18 protein-coding genes and 1 pseudogene are annotated in these 19,244 nt (G+C 52.5%); 5 read left to right on the top strand and 14 right to left on the bottom strand.

Annotation, left to right across the window (positions count from 1 at the left end; translation table 11 throughout):
* Positions 1-18: 18 nt before the first annotated feature.
* The 4 genes from flgE to flgB are packed head-to-tail and all read right to left on the bottom strand — an operon-like array spanning position 19 to position 2,857.
* Positions 19-1,296 carry a flagellar hook protein FlgE gene (flgE, locus tag OGV77_RS01240; protein WP_043015911.1) on the bottom strand — a complete coding sequence of 426 codons (1,278 nt, stop codon included), beginning with the start codon at positions 1,294-1,296 and terminating at the stop codon, positions 19-21.
* 26 nt (positions 1,297-1,322) lie between these two features.
* A complete protein-coding gene (gene flgD, locus OGV77_RS01235; protein WP_043015910.1) occupies positions 1,323-2,021 on the bottom strand; it encodes a flagellar hook assembly protein FlgD in 699 nt (232 codons plus the stop codon).
* A gap of 11 nt (positions 2,022-2,032) precedes the next feature.
* Positions 2,033-2,437 carry a flagellar basal body rod protein FlgC gene (gene flgC, locus OGV77_RS01230; protein ID WP_006685091.1) on the bottom strand — a complete coding sequence of 135 codons (405 nt, stop codon included), beginning with the start codon at positions 2,435-2,437 and terminating at the stop codon, positions 2,033-2,035.
* 3 nt (positions 2,438-2,440) lie between these two features.
* Positions 2,441-2,857, bottom strand: a complete 417-nt coding sequence (gene flgB / locus OGV77_RS01225; protein WP_016152626.1) for a flagellar basal body rod protein FlgB — start codon at positions 2,855-2,857, stop codon at positions 2,441-2,443.
* Positions 2,858-3,014: 157 nt separating this feature from the next.
* On the opposite strand from flgB, the gene flgA reads away from it, so the two are divergent.
* The 3 genes from flgA to flgN all read left to right on the top strand — a co-directional run bounded on the left by flgA (position 3,015) and on the right by flgN (position 4,487).
* The gene (flgA, locus tag OGV77_RS01220) at positions 3,015-3,674 is read left to right on the top strand and encodes a flagellar basal body P-ring formation chaperone FlgA (RefSeq protein ID WP_087050419.1); all 660 of its coding nucleotides are present in this window, start codon (positions 3,015-3,017) and stop codon (positions 3,672-3,674) included.
* Positions 3,675-3,767: 93 nt separating this feature from the next.
* Complete coding sequence (gene flgM, locus OGV77_RS01215; protein WP_003832153.1) at positions 3,768-4,061, top strand: flagellar biosynthesis anti-sigma factor FlgM; 294 nt, start codon at positions 3,768-3,770, stop codon at positions 4,059-4,061.
* Positions 4,062-4,064: 3 nt separating this feature from the next.
* Positions 4,065-4,487, top strand: coding sequence for a flagella biosynthesis chaperone FlgN (gene flgN, locus OGV77_RS01210; RefSeq protein WP_087050396.1), 423 nt, complete (start codon positions 4,065-4,067; stop codon positions 4,485-4,487).
* Positions 4,488-4,572: 85 nt separating this feature from the next.
* Here flgN and murJ read toward each other — a convergent pair whose 3' ends face one another.
* The 4 genes from murJ to rimJ all read right to left on the bottom strand — a co-directional run bounded on the left by murJ (position 4,573) and on the right by rimJ (position 8,523).
* Positions 4,573-6,108: a murein biosynthesis integral membrane protein MurJ gene (gene murJ / locus OGV77_RS01205; protein ID WP_043015908.1), complete on the bottom strand. Its 1,536-nt coding sequence runs from the start codon at positions 6,106-6,108 to the stop codon at positions 4,573-4,575.
* Between the two features lie 223 nt (positions 6,109-6,331).
* A complete protein-coding gene (locus tag OGV77_RS01200) occupies positions 6,332-7,255 on the bottom strand; it encodes a Gfo/Idh/MocA family protein (protein WP_087050395.1) in 924 nt (307 codons plus the stop codon).
* A gap of 1 nt (position 7,256) precedes the next feature.
* Positions 7,257-7,904 carry a YceH family protein gene (locus OGV77_RS01195; protein WP_087050394.1) on the bottom strand — a complete coding sequence of 216 codons (648 nt, stop codon included), beginning with the start codon at positions 7,902-7,904 and terminating at the stop codon, positions 7,257-7,259.
* 34 nt (positions 7,905-7,938) lie between these two features.
* Positions 7,939-8,523: a ribosomal protein S5-alanine N-acetyltransferase gene (rimJ, locus tag OGV77_RS01190; RefSeq protein WP_006685101.1), complete on the bottom strand. Its 585-nt coding sequence runs from the start codon at positions 8,521-8,523 to the stop codon at positions 7,939-7,941.
* 259 nt (positions 8,524-8,782) lie between these two features.
* On the opposite strand from rimJ, the gene mdtH reads away from it, so the two are divergent.
* Together mdtH and OGV77_RS01180 are read left to right on the top strand one after the other, a co-directional pair.
* Positions 8,783-9,991, top strand: a complete 1,209-nt coding sequence (mdtH, locus tag OGV77_RS01185; protein WP_003036166.1) for a multidrug efflux MFS transporter MdtH — start codon at positions 8,783-8,785, stop codon at positions 9,989-9,991.
* A gap of 114 nt (positions 9,992-10,105) precedes the next feature.
* A complete protein-coding gene (locus OGV77_RS01180) occupies positions 10,106-10,666 on the top strand; it encodes a lipoprotein (protein ID WP_043015904.1) in 561 nt (186 codons plus the stop codon).
* Positions 10,667-10,705: 39 nt separating this feature from the next.
* Here the strand turns inward: OGV77_RS01180 and tssJ are convergent, their stop codons facing one another.
* From tssJ to OGV77_RS01150, 6 genes and pseudogenes are all read right to left on the bottom strand, one after another.
* Positions 10,706-11,221 carry a type VI secretion system lipoprotein TssJ gene (gene tssJ / locus OGV77_RS01175; protein WP_043017884.1) on the bottom strand — a complete coding sequence of 172 codons (516 nt, stop codon included), beginning with the start codon at positions 11,219-11,221 and terminating at the stop codon, positions 10,706-10,708.
* 1 nt (position 11,222) lies between these two features.
* Positions 11,223-12,293 carry a type VI secretion system baseplate subunit TssG gene (tssG, locus tag OGV77_RS01170; RefSeq protein ID WP_087050393.1) on the bottom strand — a complete coding sequence of 357 codons (1,071 nt, stop codon included), beginning with the start codon at positions 12,291-12,293 and terminating at the stop codon, positions 11,223-11,225.
* A complete protein-coding gene (tssF, locus tag OGV77_RS01165) occupies positions 12,257-14,020 on the bottom strand; it encodes a type VI secretion system baseplate subunit TssF (protein WP_087050392.1) in 1,764 nt (587 codons plus the stop codon). The genes tssG and tssF overlap by 37 nt, the downstream gene beginning before the upstream one ends.
* A 23-nt stretch (positions 14,021-14,043) precedes the next feature.
* Positions 14,044-14,310 (bottom strand): annotated as a pseudogene (locus OGV77_RS01160) (PAAR domain-containing protein); the annotation flags it as partial.
* A gap of 126 nt (positions 14,311-14,436) precedes the next feature.
* Complete coding sequence (locus tag OGV77_RS01155; RefSeq protein WP_231130591.1) at positions 14,437-17,820, bottom strand: ImcF-related family protein; 3,384 nt, start codon at positions 17,818-17,820, stop codon at positions 14,437-14,439.
* 3 nt (positions 17,821-17,823) lie between these two features.
* Positions 17,824-19,035 carry a KPHS_23130 family T6SS system protein gene (locus OGV77_RS01150; protein ID WP_043015899.1) on the bottom strand — a complete coding sequence of 404 codons (1,212 nt, stop codon included), beginning with the start codon at positions 19,033-19,035 and terminating at the stop codon, positions 17,824-17,826.
* Between the last annotated feature and the right edge of the window lie 209 nt (positions 19,036-19,244).

Raw genomic sequence — 19,244 nt, 5'->3', positions numbered from 1 at the left:
AGCCATCCCGTCAGGCGCTTAGCGCAGGTTGACCAGCGTGTTGAGGATCTGATCCTGGGTTTTGATGGTCTGCGCGTTCGACTGATAGTTACGCTGAGCGACAATCATATTCACCAGTTCTTTACTCAAATCCACGTTTGACGCTTCCAGCGCGCCGTTGGTCAGCTTGCCGAAGTTACCTGAGCCTGCCGTACCCAACAACGCCACGCCGGAAGCCTGAGTCGCAGCCCAGACGTTGTCGCCCTGAGAAGCCAGACCTTCGTTGTTGGCGAAGTTTGCCAGCACGATCTGTCCTAAAACCTGCGTTTGCTCGTTGGAGTAGTTACCAACCACGGTACCGTCATTATTAATCTGGTAGCTAACCAAATCGCCCGGCTTGTAGCCATTCTGCGTAGCGGCAATCACACTGTTTGTACCCGTGTTTTGCTGCATAGAGTTCTGCAGGCTAAGAGTGAATGTCGCAGGGACTGCGCCGTTTATCGTGCCGGTAGTGATCGAAAACGAAGGTGTTGCATTTGCCGCGCCCAGCGTCCAGGTTGATTCAGTCGCAGGAGGCGTCGGCTTCACTTCGGTATAACCTTTAACGGCCTCCAGAGAGCCATTGGTGTCGAAGGTCATCTGGCTTGATTTCACCAGCGGCGAGTTTGCTACGCTGGAATCCTGAGTCCAGATATCCCAGGTGTTATCACCGGTTTTAACGTAATAAAGGTTAACGTCGTGCTGGTTTCCCTGGCTGTCAAATACCGTCAGCGGCGCACGTTTGTTATAGCTGTCAGCATCAGACGGCGAAAACTTATTCGTCGGAACTTTTGCTGATGAGTTCAGGTTGATCTGCATCGTCGCCGTTTCGGTGGATTTTCCCCCCATCAGCGTATTCGGGATAGTGATTGGGCCTGGATTTGCGCCCTGCTGAATAGTTGGCGGCGTACCGGCAGCCGGGTATCCCGTTAATTGCAGCCCCTGCATGTTAACCAGCGTTCGGTTTTCATCGAGCTTAAACTGACCATTACGACTAAAGAATACGGAACCGTTGCTGTCTACCATGCGGAAAAAACCGTTCTGGCTAATAGCAACATCCAGCCCGCGACCGGTGTTGGTCGTAGTGCCGTCGGTAAAGTCCTGGGTAATACCCGCAACTTTAACGCCCAGACCCACTTTAGAACCGGCAAACATATCGGCAAAGGATGCCGTACCGGACTTAAAACCGTAGGTGGCGGAGTTGGCGATGTTGTTACCAATGACATCGAGGTTGGTCGCTGCAGCGTTCAGACCGCTGACCGCTTGTGAAAAGGCCATGACTTACTCCTGATAAGTGTGAAGGCTTAAATGATCTGCCGTACTTCGTCGAGGGTGGTGGTTCCATAGGTGCCCAGGTCCAGCGTATTACCGCCGTTACTGCGAATAACTCCCTGCACCAGCGCAAACTGAAGCGGCTGCGCCACCAGTTGCGTTCCGCCATTACTGGCAGCAATTGACACGTTGTAAGAACCGCTTGGCGCATCCGTGCCATCGGTCATGGTGCCGTCCCAGGTAAAGGTATGAACGCCCGCTTTCAAACCGCCAATATCAATGGTGCGTACCACCTTGCCGTCTTTATCGGTAATGGTTGCGGTAACCTTATCTGCTGGTTGCTGCAGCTCAACGCCAAACGGCGTGGTGGTGGTTTTGGCGCCCTCTTCCGTACCTTTACCGGTCAGGATGGTAGTGCCCGGGATCATGACGCCGTGGCCAATCAGGGTACTGGCCTGCAGCGACTGGCTGTTGTCGATCTGTCCGGAGATCGACCCCAACGTGGTGTTCAGTTTTTCTATTCCGCTCACGGTACTGATTTGCGCCAGTTGGGTGGTCAGTTCGTTGTTTTGCAGCGGGTTAGTTGGATCCTGGTTTTTCAGCTGTGCAACCAGCAGCGTCAGAAAGCTGCTTTGCAGATCAGCAGCGTTGCTGCCCGTCAGCGAATTCTTCCCCGTGGCGTCATTAACGCCAGTGGTGCCTGGGTCATTCATTTTTACAGCAATAGACATGTGCGCCTCCTTTACTGGCCTAGCGTCAGCGTTTTGAGCATCAAGCTTTTCACGGTGTTGAGCACTTCGACGTTTGCCTGGTAGCTACGCGAGGCTGACATGGTGTTGACCATTTCGCCGACGACGTCCACATTCGGCATTTTTACGTAACCATTCGCATCGGCCAGCGGATTACCCGGTTCATAAACCAGCTTATCCGGCGCCTGGCTTTCAATGACATCAGCAACTTTCACGCCACCGGTTGCTGCGCCTGGCGCGGCATCAACCTGAAAAACAACCTGCTTCGCACGATACGGTTGACCGTCGGGTCCGGTGACGCTATCCGCATTCGCCATGTTGCTGGCCGCCACGTTCAGACGCTTAGACTGAGCCGTCAGCGCAGAGCCTGCGATATCAAAAATATTTAACAGCGCCACGAATTAGTTCCCTCCTTGCAGCACGTTCATCATGCCTTTGATTTGTCCACCCAGCGCGGTTAGCCCCATTTGATATTTGAGGCTGTTGTCGGCAAATTGCGTACGCTCCCGGTCCATATCCACTGTGTTACCATCGAGAGACGGCTGGTCAGGAATACGGTAGAGCAGCTCCGTAGAAGGCGCGGAAACGGTCTGGGCCGGAATGTGTTGTGCAGAGGTCAGCGTCAACGAGACACCGCCGGTTTCTTCCCGTCCTCGCACCATGACTTTTTTCAATTCACTGGCGAAATCCAGGTCACGCGCCTGATACCCCGGCGTGTCGGCATTGGCTATGTTGGCCGCCAATACTTCCTGGCGTTGGGCGCGCAAATTCAGCGCTTCCTGTTGAAAACGTAAGGCGGCGTCGAGCTTATCGAGCATATCTCCTCCGCAAATGACAAAATTCAGCCGACAGCTTAAATCCCATTACGCGCGCGTTATCGCCGGAATAAACGCAAAATGCGTCGCTATTTGTTGCGTTGATGACTGCGTCACACAGGTAAAATCCTGCCACTACCTGAAAAAGCACGAGGTTTTGATGCAAACGTTTAAACGTGGAATAGTCGTTGCAGCACTGCTGTTCAGCCCTATGACGCTGGCGCAAGACCTGAATTCTCAGCTAACAGCATGGTTCTCCCAGCGTCTGGCCGGATTTAGCGATGAGGTGATGGTCACTATCCGAACGTCACCAAACTTACTGCCGAGCTGCGAGCAACCCGCATTAAGCGTGTCCGGCAGTGCAAAACTGTGGGGCAATGTGAACGTGCTGGCGCGATGCGCCAACGAAAAACGTTATCTGCAGGTGAACGTGCAGGCCACAGGAAACTACGTGGTAGCCGCCGCGCCCGTAGCCCGGGGTAGCGCCCTGACTCAGGCCAGCGTAACGTTAAAACGAGGTCGACTGGACCAACTACCACCGCGCGCGGTGCTGGATATGAGTCAAGTACAGGATGCCGTAAGCCTGCGCGATCTGGTGCCAGGTCAACCGATACAGCTTTCAATGTTGCGCCAGGTCTGGCGGATCAAGGCCGGTCAGCGCGTACTGGTTATCGCCAACGGAGAGGGTTTTCGGGTGAATGCCGAAGGCAAAGCGCTGAACAATGCCGCCGTTGCACAGAATGCGCGAGTGCGGATGGTTTCAGGCCAGGTGGTGAGCGGCATCGTCGATTCTGATGGGAATATTCTGATTAACCTATAATAGGTTAAAGATTTTTTAGCGTGTGCCGATAGATAAACAACCAATGATTACAGCGGGCCGCTATAGCGTAACCCCTCGATGAGGAAAAACAAAATGAGCATTGATCGTACCTCACCATTGAAACCAGTAAGTACCGTTCAGCCACGTGAAACCAGCGATGCGCCGGTACAAAAAGCGCGGAAGGAAAAAACCACCGCCACCACCAGCACCAGCGTCATGCTGAGCGACGCCCAGGCTAAACTGATGCAGCCCGGCACCAATGACATCAATATGGAACGCGTCGAAGCACTGAAAACCGCGATCCGTAACGGTGAGCTGAAGATGGACACTGGAAAAATTGCCGACTCGCTGATCCGCGAGGCGCAGAGCTACTTACAGAGTAAATAAAGTATGACTCGTTTGTCAGAAATACTTGACCAGATGACGACCGTCCTCAATGACCTGAAAACGGTAATGGATGCTGAACAGCGGCAACTTTCCGCAGGATATATCAACGGCAGCCTGCTTCAGCGTATTACAGAAGAAAAAAGCTCTTTGCTGGCAACCCTTGATTATCTGGAGCAGCAGCGCCGTCTGGAGCATGACGCCACGCGCAGTGCTAATGATGAAATTGCCGAGCGTTGGCAAACCATCACCATGAAAACACAGCACCTACGCGACCTCAATCAGCACAATGGCTGGCTGCTGGAAGGACAGATCGAGCGCAATCAACAAGCAATACAAGTGCTGAAACCGCACCAGGAACCGGCGCTGTATGGCGCAAACGGTCAAACCTCTGCTGCGCACCGCGGCGGGAAAAAATTCTCTATCTGATGCAAGCCTGATAACACTTTGCTTATCAGGCCTACGCGTTTTGTAGGCCGGATACGGCGTTAAGCCGCCATCCGGCATTGATCTGTTACGCCGTCCGGCGCACAAACTCTTTCACTTTAAAGCCCAGAACGGCGAGCGCGGCAAAGTAAGCGGCAATACCTGCCACTACGACAGCCATCAGACGCAGCAGGCGCCACAACATCGTTCCCTGCGACCAGTCCGGCATAATGTATAGCATCCCGACCAGCGCCGCCGACATCACCAGTACAGAAATCACCAGTCGCGTCAGGAACCAGGCCCAGCCCGGTTGCGGGGTGAAGATTTTCTGCTTACGCAACTGCCAGTACAGTAGTGAAGCGTTCAGACACGCCGCCAGACCAATCGACAGCGACAACCCGGCATGTTTCAGCGGTCCGATAAACGCCAGGTTCATTACCTGGGTCATAATCAGCGTGACAATGGCAATCTTGACCGGCGTTTTAATATCCTGGCGCGAATAAAAACCTGGGGCCAACACTTTCACCACGATCAAGCCAATCAAACCGACCGAGTACGCCACCAGCGCGCGTTGAGTCATGGCGGCGTCAAAGGCAGTAAATTTCCCGTACTGGAACAGAGACACCGTCAACGGTTTGGCCAGAATCCCTAATGCTACGGCACTCGGTAATGCCAGCAGGAAACATAAACGCAGCCCCCAGTCCATTAGACGGCAGTACTCATCATGATTCCCGCTGGAAAAGCTTTTGGACAACGATGGCAGCAGGATAGTCCCCAGCGCTACGCCAAGTACGCCGGACGGAAACTCCATCAGACGGTCGGCATAGTACATCCATGAAACCGAGCCAGAGGCCAGAAACGAGGCAAAAATCGTATTGATGATCAGTGAAATCTGGCTGACGGAAACCCCAAGGATCGCCGGGCCCATTTGCTTGACGACGCGCATCGCACCCGCATCGTGGAAGTTCACCCGCGGCAGCACCAGCATGCCAATTTTTTTCAGATGCGGCAGCTGGTAAATCAGTTGTAGCACGCCGCCAACCGTAACGGCCCACGCCAGCGCCAGCACCGGAGGATGAAAATAAGGTGCTGCAAACAGCGCGAAACCGATCATGCTGATATTCAGAAAAGTCGGCGCAAACGCCGGAATAGAAAAGCGGTTCCAGGTGTTAAGGATCGCACCAACCAGCGAAGCCAGTGAGATCAGCAGAATATACGGAAAGGTTATGCGCAGCAGTTGAGTAGTCAGCGCAAATTTGTCGGCGGTGTCGGCAAACCCAGGCGCGGTGACTAAAATCACCCACGGGGCAGCCAGCATCCCGGCGACCGTCACCACGGCCAGCGCCAGGGTCAACAGCCCGGAAACGTAAGCGACAAACACGCGGGTCGCATCTTCACCTTGCTTACTTTTGTACTCAGCCAGGATAGGCACAAACGCCTGCGAAAAAGCGCCCTCAGCAAAGATTCGGCGCAGCAGGTTAGGAAGTTTGAATGCCACAAAAAAGGCATCTGTCGCCATCCCTGCGCCAAAGATTCTGGCGACAATCGCATCACGCGCAAAACCCAGCACACGTGAAAACATCGTCATCGAGCTGACGGCTGCCAGCGACTTTAATAAATTCATCTATGTTGTATTCCAGACTCTGAGGCAAAACCCCGACAAACCTGCCCGTAGGTCAGATAAGGCATGCTCGCCGCTATCCGACACTTTTGCTGTGCCTGATGGCGACGCCGCAGCATCTTACCAGGCCAACAAACCAGCCTATGGTTGAAAAGAGGTGTTATTTTTGAGTTGGCATATAGTACCTGGATTACAATGAATTACTACCGCCAGATGTTACAGGGGGTTATTCAGCCATTGCCTCCCGCCACAGCGTTTCGACAACGCGCTGGGCCAGTAGCGCCTGCTCGCCTGCCGTCTGGGGAACCGTCTGATTTTGCACGCACTCAATAAAATGACGTGCGCATCCGGCAAAACCCCGCTGTTCCAGAGTGGTTTGCCAGCCTGCTATCGGTTTGTGCACCACGCCTTGCCCACGCTCTTCCTGCCATTCCCGCATATCAGTTACGTCTATCAGGCCGCCGTCCGTCACCGCCTGCACACACTCATGCTGACTACCTGCGCGGCGATGCATACTGGTCGTTATCTGCATTTGACCGGCAGAAAAATGGTGTTCCGCATAAAGCATCGCACCGGATTCATTGGTTAACAGCGTGCCGTTATTTAACTGCGCCTTTCCTCCCGCCAGCCACAATGCGGTATCGACTACGTGCAGATAATCGTCCAGCAGAGTGAAGCGCAGATCGTGCGGCCCGACGCTGTTCGTACGGTGCTTATCCATACGGACAGACGCCGCATTAGCCAACTGAGCTTTGAGATCCTGATAAAGCGGCGCAAATCGTCGGTTAAACCCGACCATCAGCGTCAGCTTTTTCCGCGCGGCCAGCTCCACTAATTGCTCTGCCTCGCGCAAATTTTCCGCCAGCGGTTTATCCACACACACATGAACCCCGGCGTTTAGCAGTTCACTTACTACCGCATAGTGCGTCGCGGTACTGGAATGAACGAAAACCGCATCGCAGGTTTGCGCCAGATTCACCAGAGAATCAACGTAGGGGATCCGCCAGGTATCACAGATACGCAGCGCTTTTTCCCGCGAAGGTGAAAATGCCCCTTGCAGCGTCCAGTCGGCACTAGCGCCCAGCACGGGTAGCCAGGCCTTTTGTGCAATCCCACCGAGGCCGACAACGCCGATGCGTAATTTATTCACGTTAGTCTCCCAAATGCGCCAGTAAGGAATCAAGCCGCTGCTTGAGCTCCGCAACTTCTGACTCCAGCGCCTCAACGCGCGCCTGCAGATCCCCCGTTGCTACCGGAGGTTCATCTGCCGCGGCAATTGCTTCATCAACGTCACCACAAAACAGGTGCATATAACGGCTTTCCCGTTTGCCCGGCTCGCGCGCCAGGCGAATGACATAAGGACCATCTTCCCGGGTCGCCAACTTCTCCAGCGTCGACTCCACTTCGGCCATGTCACTGAATTCGTACATACGGGATGCGCGGCTACGCAGTTCACCCGGCGTTTGGCCGCCGCGCAGCAACAGCGTGGTGATGAGCGCCACTTCCCCCGCGCTGAGTTTAAGATTGCCAAACTCCGAATTGCAGAACCGCTGCTCATATTTCGTGACGCGATTGCCGAAGCCGCTTACCGTGCGCAGGAAATGCCGCTTCACGAGGTTATCAAGCTGATCCTGTACTTCCGATTCCGACAGGTTCATCACTGGTTCACGATTCGTTTTTTGGTTGCAGGCGGTTACCACTCCGTTTACGGAGAGCGGATACTGTTCAGGCGTAGTCACTTGTTTTTCTAATAAACAGCCAATCACTCGTGCTTCGGTGGCGGTTAATTCGTATTTCATCGTCTTCTCCATTAATCATGGCTGCATCTGAAACTTAGCGGCCGGGGGTCCATTCTGATGTCGTCAACGCCGTCAGCACGTGATCGCGCCACTGCCCGTCAATCAGCAGGTAGTCTTTAGCATATCCTTCTTTTTCAAAACCCAGTCGCGCCAGCAGGTCACCGCTGCGTTTATTATGTGGCATGTAGTTAGCCATAATGCGGTGAATGTGCTGCGTACGCTGCATATAACGGATGGCCGACGTTAAGGCTTCATACATCAGCCCCTGTCCCTGCCACTTCTGCGCAATGGAGTAACCGAGATAGCAGGCGTGGAAGGATCCCCGCACCACGTTCGAGAAGTTAGCAACGCCGATAATTTCTTTTTCTTCCGGATCAAGCAGCGCAAAGTAATAAGCGGTGCCTTGTTTATGAAACTCAGAGATCATACTCAGACGCGCCTGCCAGCCGGACGGATAGCAGTGGCTTTCATCGCGAATGGGTTCCCAGGGTTTTAAGAAATGACGATTTTCTGCGTAATAATCTGCCAGACGCCAGGCATCACGCTCATGCACCAAACGCACGACCAGGCGGTCCGTGGTTAAGCGCACTTTTGGCACGTTACTGCGATAGCCAAACATTCTATACCTACTCCTTCCCGTAACGTCTTCAATACGCTATTCGCATTACTATACCTGTGCGAATACACCCTGTGAAAAGAGCAAAATGCCATTTTTTGAATTATTCACACATTTTGATGAAAACTCTCTATCAAGACGGACTTTTGATAAAAAAATATTGTCCCGCGAAGGGTGGGAAAAGCGATGACGACACCGCAGAATAGGAGGTGCTTATCTTTTAAACTCTATCCAGAGTGACGAGTTTTTCCCTGGAGGGGAAATGTCGCAAGTCTCGCAGGCAAGGAACCTGGGTAAATACTTCCTTCTCATCGATAATATGCTGGTCGTGCTGGGTTTCTTCGTCGTTTTCCCGCTGATCTCAATTCGTTTCGTCGACCAAATGGGCTGGGCTGCCGTGATGGTCGGTATCGCACTTGGATTACGTCAATTTATCCAGCAGGGGTTGGGTATTTTCGGCGGCGCTATTGCGGACCGTTTCGGCGCCAAACCAATGATCGTCACCGGCATGCTGATGCGCGCTGCCGGATTTGCCACCATGGGCATTGCTCATGAGCCTTGGCTGCTGTGGTTTTCCTGCTTTCTTTCCGGGCTGGGCGGTACGCTGTTCGACCCTCCCCGCTCGGCGCTGGTGGTCAAACTGATTCGCCCGGAAAAGCGCGGGCGTTTTTTCTCTATTCTGATGATGCAGGATAGCGCCGGGGCCGTGGTCGGCGCGTTGCTCGGCAGTTGGTTATTGCAATACGATTTTCGTCTGGTATGTGCCACCGGCGCAATTTTATTCGTTCTGTGCGCGGCGTTTAACGCCTGGCTGCTCCCGGCATGGAAGCTGTCGACGGTAAAAATACCGGTGCGCGAAGGGATGAGCCATGTCATGCATGACAAGCGCTTTGTCACCTATGTGCTGACGCTGGCAGGCTATTACATGCTGGCAGTGCAGGTGATGCTGATGCTGCCAATCATGGTGAACGACATCGCTGGCTCACCGGCTGCTGTAAAATGGATGTACGCCATCGAGGCGTGCCTCTCTTTAACGTTGCTCTACCCGATTGCCCGCTGGAGTGAAAAACGCTTTCGCCTTGAGCATCGCCTGATGGCCGGGCTGCTGGTGATGTCTCTGAGCATGATGCCCATCGGTCTGGTCGGGAATTTGCAGCAGTTGTTTACCCTGATCTGCACCTTCTATATTGGCTCGATCATCGCCGAACCGGCGCGTGAAACCCTGAGCGCCTCGCTGGCGAATGCACGTGCCCGAGGAAGCTATATGGGATTCAGTCGACTGGGGCTCGCTATCGGTGGTGCAATTGGTTATGTCGGCGGCGGCTGGCTGTTTGACATGGGTAAAGCCCTGGCGCAGCCTGAACTGCCCTGGATGATGCTCGGTATCATCGGCTTCATCACTTTCCTGGCGCTGGGCTGGCAATTCAGCCTCAAACGCCCAACGAGGGGTATGCTGGAGCCTGACGCCTGATAGCCAATCCGGCGTACGCGCATTTTTCAGTTTTTTCTGCTGGTAGCCGCGGCGCTGGTACTCGATGATGCTTTGTGTCACGATTACACCACAAGCATCATGTTGAGGAACCCCATGAAAAAGCTTCTTTTTGCCGCTGCGCTCATTGTCAGCGGCCTGTTGGTTGGTTGTAATCAACTCACGCAATACACGGTTAGCGAGCAAGAGATTAATCAGGCCCTGGCGAAACATAATAACTTTTCTAAAGATATCGGATTGCCTGGCGTCGCTGAAGCGCATATCGTACTAAACAATCTCGCCAGCCAGATAGGCCGTGAAGAACCCAATAAAGTGACGCTGACCGGTGATGCCAACCTGGACATGAACTCGCTGTTTGGCACTCAAAAAGCGACCATGAAGCTGAAACTCAAAGCCTTACCGGTCTTCAATAAAGAAAAAGGCGCGATTTATCTGCAAGAGATGGAAGTTGTGGATGCCACCGTCACACCGGAAAAAATGCAGTCGGTGCTGCAAACGCTGATGCCTTATTTGAATCAGTCGCTGCGAAACTATTTCAACCAGCAGCCAGCGTATATTCTGCAGGACGACAGTAGCCAGGGTGAAGCGCTGGCGAAAAAACTGGCGAAAGGTATTGAGGTGAAACCGGGCGAAATCATCATCCCGTTCACTGACTAATAAAACAGAGGGCGCCGATGCGCCCTTTTCTATGAGGGATTACTTTTCCTCTGGCAGCATCGTCATACTATGGCCATCAAGCACGATTTTACGTGCCTCATCGGGGTCAAGATCGTTGCGTTTGACCACCAACCGCCAGTTGCCCTTGGTCATATCAGGATCGCGAAACAGAGCCACAATCGCCACAAATTGTGTTCCCTCTTCCATCGGCATATCCTGCGTCACGGCGCTATTAGGCTTAACCACCACAAACTGCTCAGCCAGTAAATCCTCTTTTAACAGGTTAGCCCCGTAACCGACCAGTTGTTCGTACTGAGTCTGATTAAAACGCTTCTCATCTTTTAACTGGTAAATACGCACTATAACCGACTGTGGCGCGCTGTTTTGCTCGCGGCTGTCAGTATTGAGCGCGGCCCGGCCAGAGATATCAAGATGTAATATCTTAATCTGTTTATAAAAAAGAGAGCTTGCAGCGGAGCGGGTACCGTCACTTACTGACTGAAAGAAGCCGCAGCCACTGAGTATTAATGCCAGTACGGGAAGAATATTTTTCATTTTAAAAACGGTAATGAACACGCTTTATGTCCTTATTTATCATAGCGGGTGTCAGACCACGGTAATGTTCAAGTTCTACCGTGAAGTCGTCCGGTAAGTCCCTGTCTCCTTTTTGCAGACCATTAACACAGGTAAGACCCAGTCGCACAGGTGACTCACCCAGCACAGGCTCAGGAAGCAGACGGGTGGGAAGAGTCAACATAATCCGCGCCCGATAGCGCCACCCCAGATAAACACGCAGTAATACCAGCAAGTCGGTCAAAAGCCCCCCATCGGGTAACCAGCCCTCCGTTTCTGTTGCATCATCAGTCACGAGTGAAATTAATAACTGACTGGCTGCATCGGTTGCCTCATCCCCCAGTATCGTATGGCCATCCAGCCTTAATGGTTGTTCATCAAACAGTCCTGCAGGTTGTCGAATCGCCACCGTACGCAGATCGTGTGCTATGACGTCAGTACGCGTGTTCGGCGCCAGTAAGTTGACCAACCGGGCAATACCTTCTGCCGTTCTCCCGGGCTGGCGCATAATCCCCAACAGGGCGAGGAAACGCGATGACGGTGTGGCAATATGCTCCTGTGTACCGGCGATCCCTAAGCCAATGAGTCCCAATAAGCAGCGCGAAGTACTATCGCGCCCCCCCGCTTCAAAAGTGGTCGGGTAACTGTATTTTCGCCAGATGCGGTAAAACTGCGTCAAAATACGATGGTTGAAAATATCGAGGAAGGTTTCCAGTACCTCGTGGCCATCGCGCCTTTGCGTGATGTCATCTATGTATGTTGTCGGCAGCGGTGAATGCACACCGTAAAGCCCCATGAAGGTTGAGCGGACCGTAAGAGGGGCATCCGGATGCTCAGGATCGCACTCAATAGCTTTCAGTTCGCTAGCGGGAAACCCTACACCAGGATGGGGACGAAAACGCACCATATCATCATGCGGGTTATCACTTTCCCCCAGTCGGTGAGCGCCGTGGTTTTCCAGAAGCTGGCAAAATCGATAAAAATTAATACGACTAATATCTTCTTTCAGACGTGATGTTAGCGCATCCCTGGGTTGCGCGGATTTTCGTCCCATGCTAGCTGCTCCCCCGTAGGTTGTAAGATCAGAATCAACCGATTAAACAGGTGGATGTCGGTATAGAGTGCAAAAAAGCGATTGAGCATTTCACCAAACAGGCAGATGTCTCCGCGGCCGGCAAAACCATTGCTATCAAGGGTGACCTCTATCTGCACACCGCGTAGCAGATGCCCGCGCTCGAAACGCTCCGTTTCGCTGTGCTTAACGTCAACAATAGCGGCCAGACGGCGTCGATTCATTTCATCGTCCGTCCAGTCATAAAGCGCCAGAGTTCCACGCAATACTTCCGGGTTATCCATCATCCACAGAAAACTGCTCCCCAGATGGCTTAATACACGCCAGTGAAAACGGTCACGGTTTGGTGGATAACAGGGAAGCGTTGGCGCCGTCAGATTACGGACTCGGACATTCGCCGCGGTAGACTTTACAACGGTGTCGAGCAACGTACTGCGTAATACCCGACGAGGTAGTTGACCGTTCGTACCGGTAAGGCTTAATGACAGGCTTTCGCCTTCAGGTACGCTGTAGTTATCAAAAGCCTCACCACCGAGGATTAGCCAGGTATCATGTAGACCGGAAGGGCCACGTTTTACTCGGGTGTGATAATAATATTCTGGTGCGTCATGGCGTAACATTCCCCCTTTGTGGCGAAAACTGGTGAATGGCACAAAAACCTGATGCCCGGAGTGCTTTGACGAAATAACGGAATCTACAGAGTAAATTTCAGTGTGGCCATCCTGAATACGCATCGGACGTAACAAATATTCGGTCTGCAAGGCATCAGGGGTCAGCGGGTCAGACTCCAGAGGAAAAAGGTTTATCACTGGCACACAGTGCAGGCGGATATGTTTTTCACTGAAGGTGAAGTCATAATCCCAGCGGCGTTTCAAAACGACATCAAGTTCGAACCAGGGGAGCCTTTGCGGGAGAACAACCTGTTCAAGTCCGCAGAGCGCCAGCGCCATAAATTTTTCCCGAAAAGTGAAGTACTCCAACAACAGCTGATAACCGCCAAACGCACCGCTATCCTTCGGCCAGAGGTTATCCTCATTGCCAAATCCCCCTGGCGTGAACCAGGCTTCCAGCGCTTGATCATCTGTCTGTCCTGGCAATCGCAAACGTATAGTCGCCACATTTAGCGACAACGCTTCATGTAATGCACAGGCCAGCGGCGCATCGGCATTGAGATAAAATGCAAGTCGACTCAGACCTACCTGCTGCCAGTCGGCCAGCTCACTGCAGGAAAAACGCAGTTTGATCACGGAACGTCCGTCCGGATCGGTGTCCAGTCGCGCCATCTCCAGCAACAACGGCAGCAATGTGACATCCCGAGTAGTGGTGTAACGACAGCGGGTGCGCTTATCACCTACCGGGCCAGAAAGCACCTCAAATCCTTTCTCTACAACCATCCGCTCTTTCATCTCGCGCCATTGTGGCGTCAACTCCACAATCGCTAACGAAGGGATCGTCCGCAGATAATGCGGCCATAGTAAACTCACCAACCCTTCGGTCAGTTCCGGTAGGTCGTCATCCAGTTTTTCACGCAGCCGCCCCATAAGAAAAGCGAAGCCTTCAAACAACCGCTCGACATAAGGATCGCGAGCACCAGGGCGATCCAGATTCAACATCGCCGCCCGGTCAGGATGGGCGCGGGCAAACTCCTCGCCCGCTTCGCGCAGGTAGCGCATTTCGGCGTCAAAGTAACGCAGGGTTAAATCATCCATGGAATACTCATTTATTAAATAGTGTAGGTGTCAGTTATCATGGAAGGAATAAACAAAGACTGACATGGACAGGTACTTTGACTTTCCTGCGAGCCGGCAGGCATTCGACCGTTGATAGTATCGGGCACAATTCCGCCAACAATGCTGAATATGCCAATAAAACGCCCACAGGTAACCCGGTCAAATTCTCTTGCTACAGGTATCCCCATAATAGTATGCGTGGGATCACCTTCAATAATTACCCCTCCGCAGGTGGTTTTATCGCCTACAACCAAATAACATCCAGCCATATATTCTCCTTACTGCTCTTTATCGTCAGCATATTATTTTTATATACCGATAGATTTCGAGTTGCGTTGAAGTGACATAAGAGGGACACATTCGTCAGGAACGTATTTGAGCATCTGAAGGCTGGGCTAGTTTATTCCGGCGTCTGAATTTCGTTGGCGACTCACCAAAAAAATATCCTTCGGCAGGACAAAACCTCGCAATTTTAATAATGCCAGCGGCCCACCGCCCGGCCCAGTGCGCATTAACCAACACAGTTTTTTACCGTCTGGCGCACTGAGGGTGAGTTGCCACATTCCATCATCACGTTTCTCCGCTCGTCCTTGTTCCAGCCAACGAATTAAGCCTAATTCTCCCGGATAGTCCCCGTAAAGATTTGCCCCTCCCTGCGTGGTTGTCCAGGTCAGCATGGCGCCGGGTCTCTGGCTTTCTCCCGGCCAACGGAAACTCTGCCAGCTTTCCATCTGGTTAAAGTAGTGCAGTCGCTGTCCGTCAATGGAAAGTATCGTTTCCACAACGTCCGGTACTGGGCGCGCGCGCAGCTCAAAACGCATCCCCTGACTACCATCAGCAAATAAGGCGTCGCGAACCTCACCAAGACGGTTAACGGCTTGGATAAATTCCGGATTAATAATTAATCCCTGGGTATTCATTTCGTCTACTTCCCAGCGACGCCCCTCACGGTGCATTAGACCCGCGAGATTCTCATGAAGAAATTGGTCGATCTTTCCGGTATCACGTCGAATAAACTCAGCCAGAACCGGCAGTGGAATATCACTGCGCCCCTCACTCACCGGATATCGGCCATCTGTTGCTTCCTGCCAGTCAGAAACAACCGTACGTTGCCAGCTCTCATTTATTCCCGCAGCCGATGGTTGCAGGACCTGCTCCCATGCCTGCGTCAAGGGTTGCACAAAAAGCGCCTCACCAAAACCACTCCACTCCTCTCCTAACCCCGCTGCTAACAAACTGCCATATTCCCGCGTATCGGTAAGATCAATATTTTTGCCCTGAAACACCGTCTGTGCCAGTTGCTGCATCATGACCTGCGGATCGGCTGAATGAGTGACCTGGAGCAGCTTCAGGCGGACTCGGGTCACGCGAGTGAGAAATGTTTGAAAACTTAATGAGGTTTCAGTCGTTAGGTTATTCGGCGTATCACCCTTACCGGCTATCGCCAGTAATGGGCCAAACGTTTCATCTAACGGACCGGTCATATCGTTTGCATGTTGGTCAATAACCGGTGCCTCCTCTTCTTTCTGCAATATTTTTTCTGCCGATTTCATCAATGAATCGGACAGGGCTTCACGTTTTTTTCCTGCCTGCCCCTGCCATGCCACAGTATTCATCAGTGCAACTACCGGTGACTGGCGTACATCGCTCATTAGCGTAAGCTGATCCACAACATCTGAAAGATTTCGCGCCGGCTTCCAGCGTAAACTGTTGAGGAACTTAAGCCATGACCCAGAGTATTCGCTAAAATAGCGATCTGTCAGTCGTTGTTTTAATGCTTCAGGAGAAACCTCAGCACGACTATTTTTTTGATTGTCGCTCAGCACCCAGTCAATTTCTTCGCGGCGTGATGCCACTGCGTCAGCTATTGCCTGCTGCACCAGCCCTTCCCATGCCTGGCGGGTAAATACCCCAGGAACGGTTTCCGAAGTGGTAAACAATTGCGCGGCATCCGTATCATTCGTCATCTGCGCCAAGGGCATATCCGGAAAATTGCGGGAAACGGATCCCAGCATTTTCAGATATATAGCATTATCGCCATTACGTTGTTCAATCTGCGCTAGCAGGATCTGCCGGGTTGCCATCATCACCTGTGCATCTGGGATAATTTTCCAGTCAGGCTGCCCAGGTAAAGTTTGCATGTAAAATCCCCACAAGTCCGGCGACAGACTCTGCCAGATACCGGTAGAAATCCCTTTACGCGTCGGTTGTGTCTGCGTCATCACCTGAGAAAAAAAGGCGGGGTCGGCCTTTTCCGGGCGGCCCATCATCAGCCAGGCTTTAAGCTGATCGTATGCCGATTTTGCCAGGTCAGCGCGTTGCTGACTTCCCGGCGGAAGATGCGTCAGAGCATCGAGTTTTTCAGACAACACCCGCGCAGCCTCGTCTCTCATCAGGCGATTATTTGCCACCCCATAAATCGGGAGTAAAACGGCCAATAATTCAGTATCATGATTCAGACCAAAATGACGCCACCCTATTGTGTTTTTTTGTGTCTGAATGCGCTCAATATCATTTCGCAGTTCATTCAGTTGTATCAGTTCAGCATCTGATACCTGCTCACCGATCGCCAACTGCTGCGCTTTGTTTGTCAGGGAAGTCATTTGATAATAATTGGCGGCAAACGATAGCAGGCTGCCAACGCCCCACAGACCGATAACTACCGCCACCACGTAACACATTATCCGACCTTGGGATAACCCCATATGCCGCCCAGTAGCCTGAGTCCCCCTTTTCAGTACGCCATGAAACGCGGCCGGTGGTGACCAGTAATGCGCATGAATAACTGACGCCGCCGCGACCGTTACAGAGGGACTAAACATCAGCCCACATATGGGCATCCGCCATTGCTTACCAGACAGCCACGGCGTGAGGATCCGCTGCCAGCTTTCAATCCCTCCCAACTTCAGCCACTGCCCAAGTCGCAATAGATAATCATGGCGGTTATCAGTAAAAATCTGACGCATCCCTTGTTCACATAGCTGCGGCAGCAAACGGGTTAGCTCGCGACCCACACTCTCCGGGCAAGTCTTTTCGTGAAAGAAAACACCTACCGCCTGAGTAATGCGGGTCCCTTGCATGCTCGGGTCCGTTTGCCACAACCATATTGGCGGTAGCCAGTGATATGCGTTACCTGTTTGCTCCAGGCTTCGTCGCGAATCACTCATCCATTGAGCGCTTGATGCTTGTTCGTAGCTGAGCGACAGAATAATTCCGTCCACAGGTCGGGCACTGCGTAATTTACGCAACGTCGATAAAGGTCCGAGATCTACTGATTCCTGCGGGCTACCACCATAAATCAGTACGGTACCCTCACCTTCCAGCCATTGTTTCTCGGCAAGCGTTGGCGCAATCGATGCGACTTCAGTCTCTTCCCCGATGACAAGTATTACACGCACCCGCTGACGCCAGAAGAGTCCATACTGACGGTGTAGATACGCGTACATATCCGCAAATGGGGTCGACTGCTGGTGATGTTGGTAACTCTCACTAATGCGAGGTTGATCATCACCCTGGATATGCGCCCGGGTAAGGTCGAAACTCTGGCGACCAGAAGATCGCGCGCTAAACCAGGTCAATACCGCATATACACCGGTTACCGCAGTTGTCGCCCCCAACCCGGTTATCCAGCGAGAGTGTTTCAGGCTTCCCGGCAACATGCCGACTTTTTCTGGCCAGTACCAGATTATCAGGCAGGCAATTGCCGAAATCAGCATAGGTGCCATTGCTATCAGCCAGTAACGCACTGTCAAATTTTTAATCGGTAATAAAAACCGCATCACTTAGACCTTCTCCTTTGCAGTCTGACAAGGTGAAACCACCACGCTCCACATTTTTGTGCTCCCTGTTTCACCACTCATAATCAGTTGCGACTCTTTTGTACCTTGTGCTGCGGCAGCGATAGCCAGCCAGGGGGCGACGCACCCCGTTTCACCTAACGTTCGGTCAAGGTTATATAACCGGCTATTCATCTCTATCCCCTGAAGAGGCGGATGCGCATTCAGCGCAGCTATCGTACTTTGCTGCTGGTGCGACAGACCGGATGACCAGAGATCGTGGACATCTTCAGGTTGAACGGGCACCCAATCCAACGCTTGAGCAATGCTCTCTGCCAACGTGTCGGCAAAACTCGCTTCCGGTCGATGAACCCATGCCAGAGGAGGAAGGATATTTTGGGTCATGCGATTGCCAAGCAGCAGTGCAACGGCCGCCTCCCCGGTCCCATCTGGATCGTCTGGAGCAACCTGCAGCGCGATGATCAGTAATACCGTTTCTTCGTGGATTCGACTGTCCAGCCAGCTATCAATAACGTTCAACCCGTACCCGGTCACAGGCTCGATGGGTTGACGAATATCACGTTGTTGCCAGGCATTGCACCAAAGCGTGTGCAACCGCTGGCGAGATAGTGATGTATTGGTTTCAAACAATAGCGCTATGGGCTGATGGTCCGGCAGTTGGTTAAGATGTCGTGCAATTCCAGCCATTAATCTGTCGAATATCTGCTTAACCAGGTCATCTCGCTTCATCCCTGGCTCCAGGGGTAAGCGACTATGGCGAAAACGTTCTATTCCATGCCATGATGGTTGCATATGCAGGAGCGGCTTATTCTGCTTTAACATATTTACAGAAGAGCTGCCCGTTGGCTGGTGCTCACTGTGTGGCGTAATAAATGCGCAGTGCAATATCTGCAATGCGCGACGACCACGACGAATTTCACGCAGTAATAACTCCTCTCTTCGTCGATCCCAGGCCTGGGCCTGAATTAACACGGGAAGGTAAACCATAATACGCAGCCATATTGCAACCAGCCACACGGTAAGTGGGAGTCCGGCTGAAAATATCCAGAATACCGACGAATGAAATGACAACCCGGTAAAATAAGCCCAACCGGAACCTATCACCAGTAATCCAGTCAGACCTTTCAACCAGCGTCTGCCGATCGGAAGTTTAGGTTTCTGAGCCACCGGTGGAATCAACTTTAAATTTACGGGCATGATTTATTATTGCGACAGAGATAAATAAGATTTGATTGCGGAAAAGTGTGATTACATTCTTACACACCGGCGGTTGAATCATTATTCGGTGCCGTCCGTGATTCAACGTCAAGCGCTTCCGGCCAGTGGATATGACCCCACTGCTGCGGGTGTTCTGCAAAACGCGCCGTCTCAGGCACCGGACGGTGCTGCATATAGTGACAGCAGTA

Source organism: Citrobacter sp. Ce129, from assembly GCF_030334545.1.
Classification (GTDB): domain Bacteria; phylum Pseudomonadota; class Gammaproteobacteria; order Enterobacterales; family Enterobacteriaceae; genus Citrobacter; species Citrobacter europaeus.
The sequence above is the reverse complement of the archived record's forward strand: the minus strand, read 5'-3'. Positions and strand labels throughout refer to the sequence as shown.

Coding starts and splice junctions, on each gene's coding strand:
- OGV77_RS01195 (WP_087050394.1), bottom strand. CDS start 7,904: ATGAAATACGAATTAACCGCCACCGAAGCACGAGTGATTGGCTGTTTA.
- murJ (WP_043015908.1), bottom strand. CDS start 6,108: ATGAATTTATTAAAGTCGCTGGCAGCCGTCAGCTCGATGACGATGTTT.
- tssF (WP_087050392.1), bottom strand. CDS start 14,020: ATGGATGATTTAACCCTGCGTTACTTTGACGCCGAAATGCGCTACCTG.
- flgM (WP_003832153.1), top strand. CDS start 3,768: ATGAGCATTGATCGTACCTCACCATTGAAACCAGTAAGTACCGTTCAG.
- tssJ (WP_043017884.1), bottom strand. CDS start 11,221: ATGAAAAATATTCTTCCCGTACTGGCATTAATACTCAGTGGCTGCGGC.
- flgB (WP_016152626.1), bottom strand. CDS start 2,857: ATGCTCGATAAGCTCGACGCCGCCTTACGTTTTCAACAGGAAGCGCTG.
- flgN (WP_087050396.1), top strand. CDS start 4,065: ATGACTCGTTTGTCAGAAATACTTGACCAGATGACGACCGTCCTCAAT.
- OGV77_RS01180 (WP_043015904.1), top strand. CDS start 10,106: ATGAAAAAGCTTCTTTTTGCCGCTGCGCTCATTGTCAGCGGCCTGTTG.
- rimJ (WP_006685101.1), bottom strand. CDS start 8,523: ATGTTTGGCTATCGCAGTAACGTGCCAAAAGTGCGCTTAACCACGGAC.
- OGV77_RS01155 (WP_231130591.1), bottom strand. CDS start 17,820: ATGCGGTTTTTATTACCGATTAAAAATTTGACAGTGCGTTACTGGCTG.
- OGV77_RS01150 (WP_043015899.1), bottom strand. CDS start 19,035: ATGCCCGTAAATTTAAAGTTGATTCCACCGGTGGCTCAGAAACCTAAA.
- flgA (WP_087050419.1), top strand. CDS start 3,015: ATGCAAACGTTTAAACGTGGAATAGTCGTTGCAGCACTGCTGTTCAGC.
- mdtH (WP_003036166.1), top strand. CDS start 8,783: ATGTCGCAAGTCTCGCAGGCAAGGAACCTGGGTAAATACTTCCTTCTC.
- tssG (WP_087050393.1), bottom strand. CDS start 12,293: ATGGGACGAAAATCCGCGCAACCCAGGGATGCGCTAACATCACGTCTG.
- flgD (WP_043015910.1), bottom strand. CDS start 2,021: ATGTCTATTGCTGTAAAAATGAATGACCCAGGCACCACTGGCGTTAAT.
- flgE (WP_043015911.1), bottom strand. CDS start 1,296: ATGGCCTTTTCACAAGCGGTCAGCGGTCTGAACGCTGCAGCGACCAAC.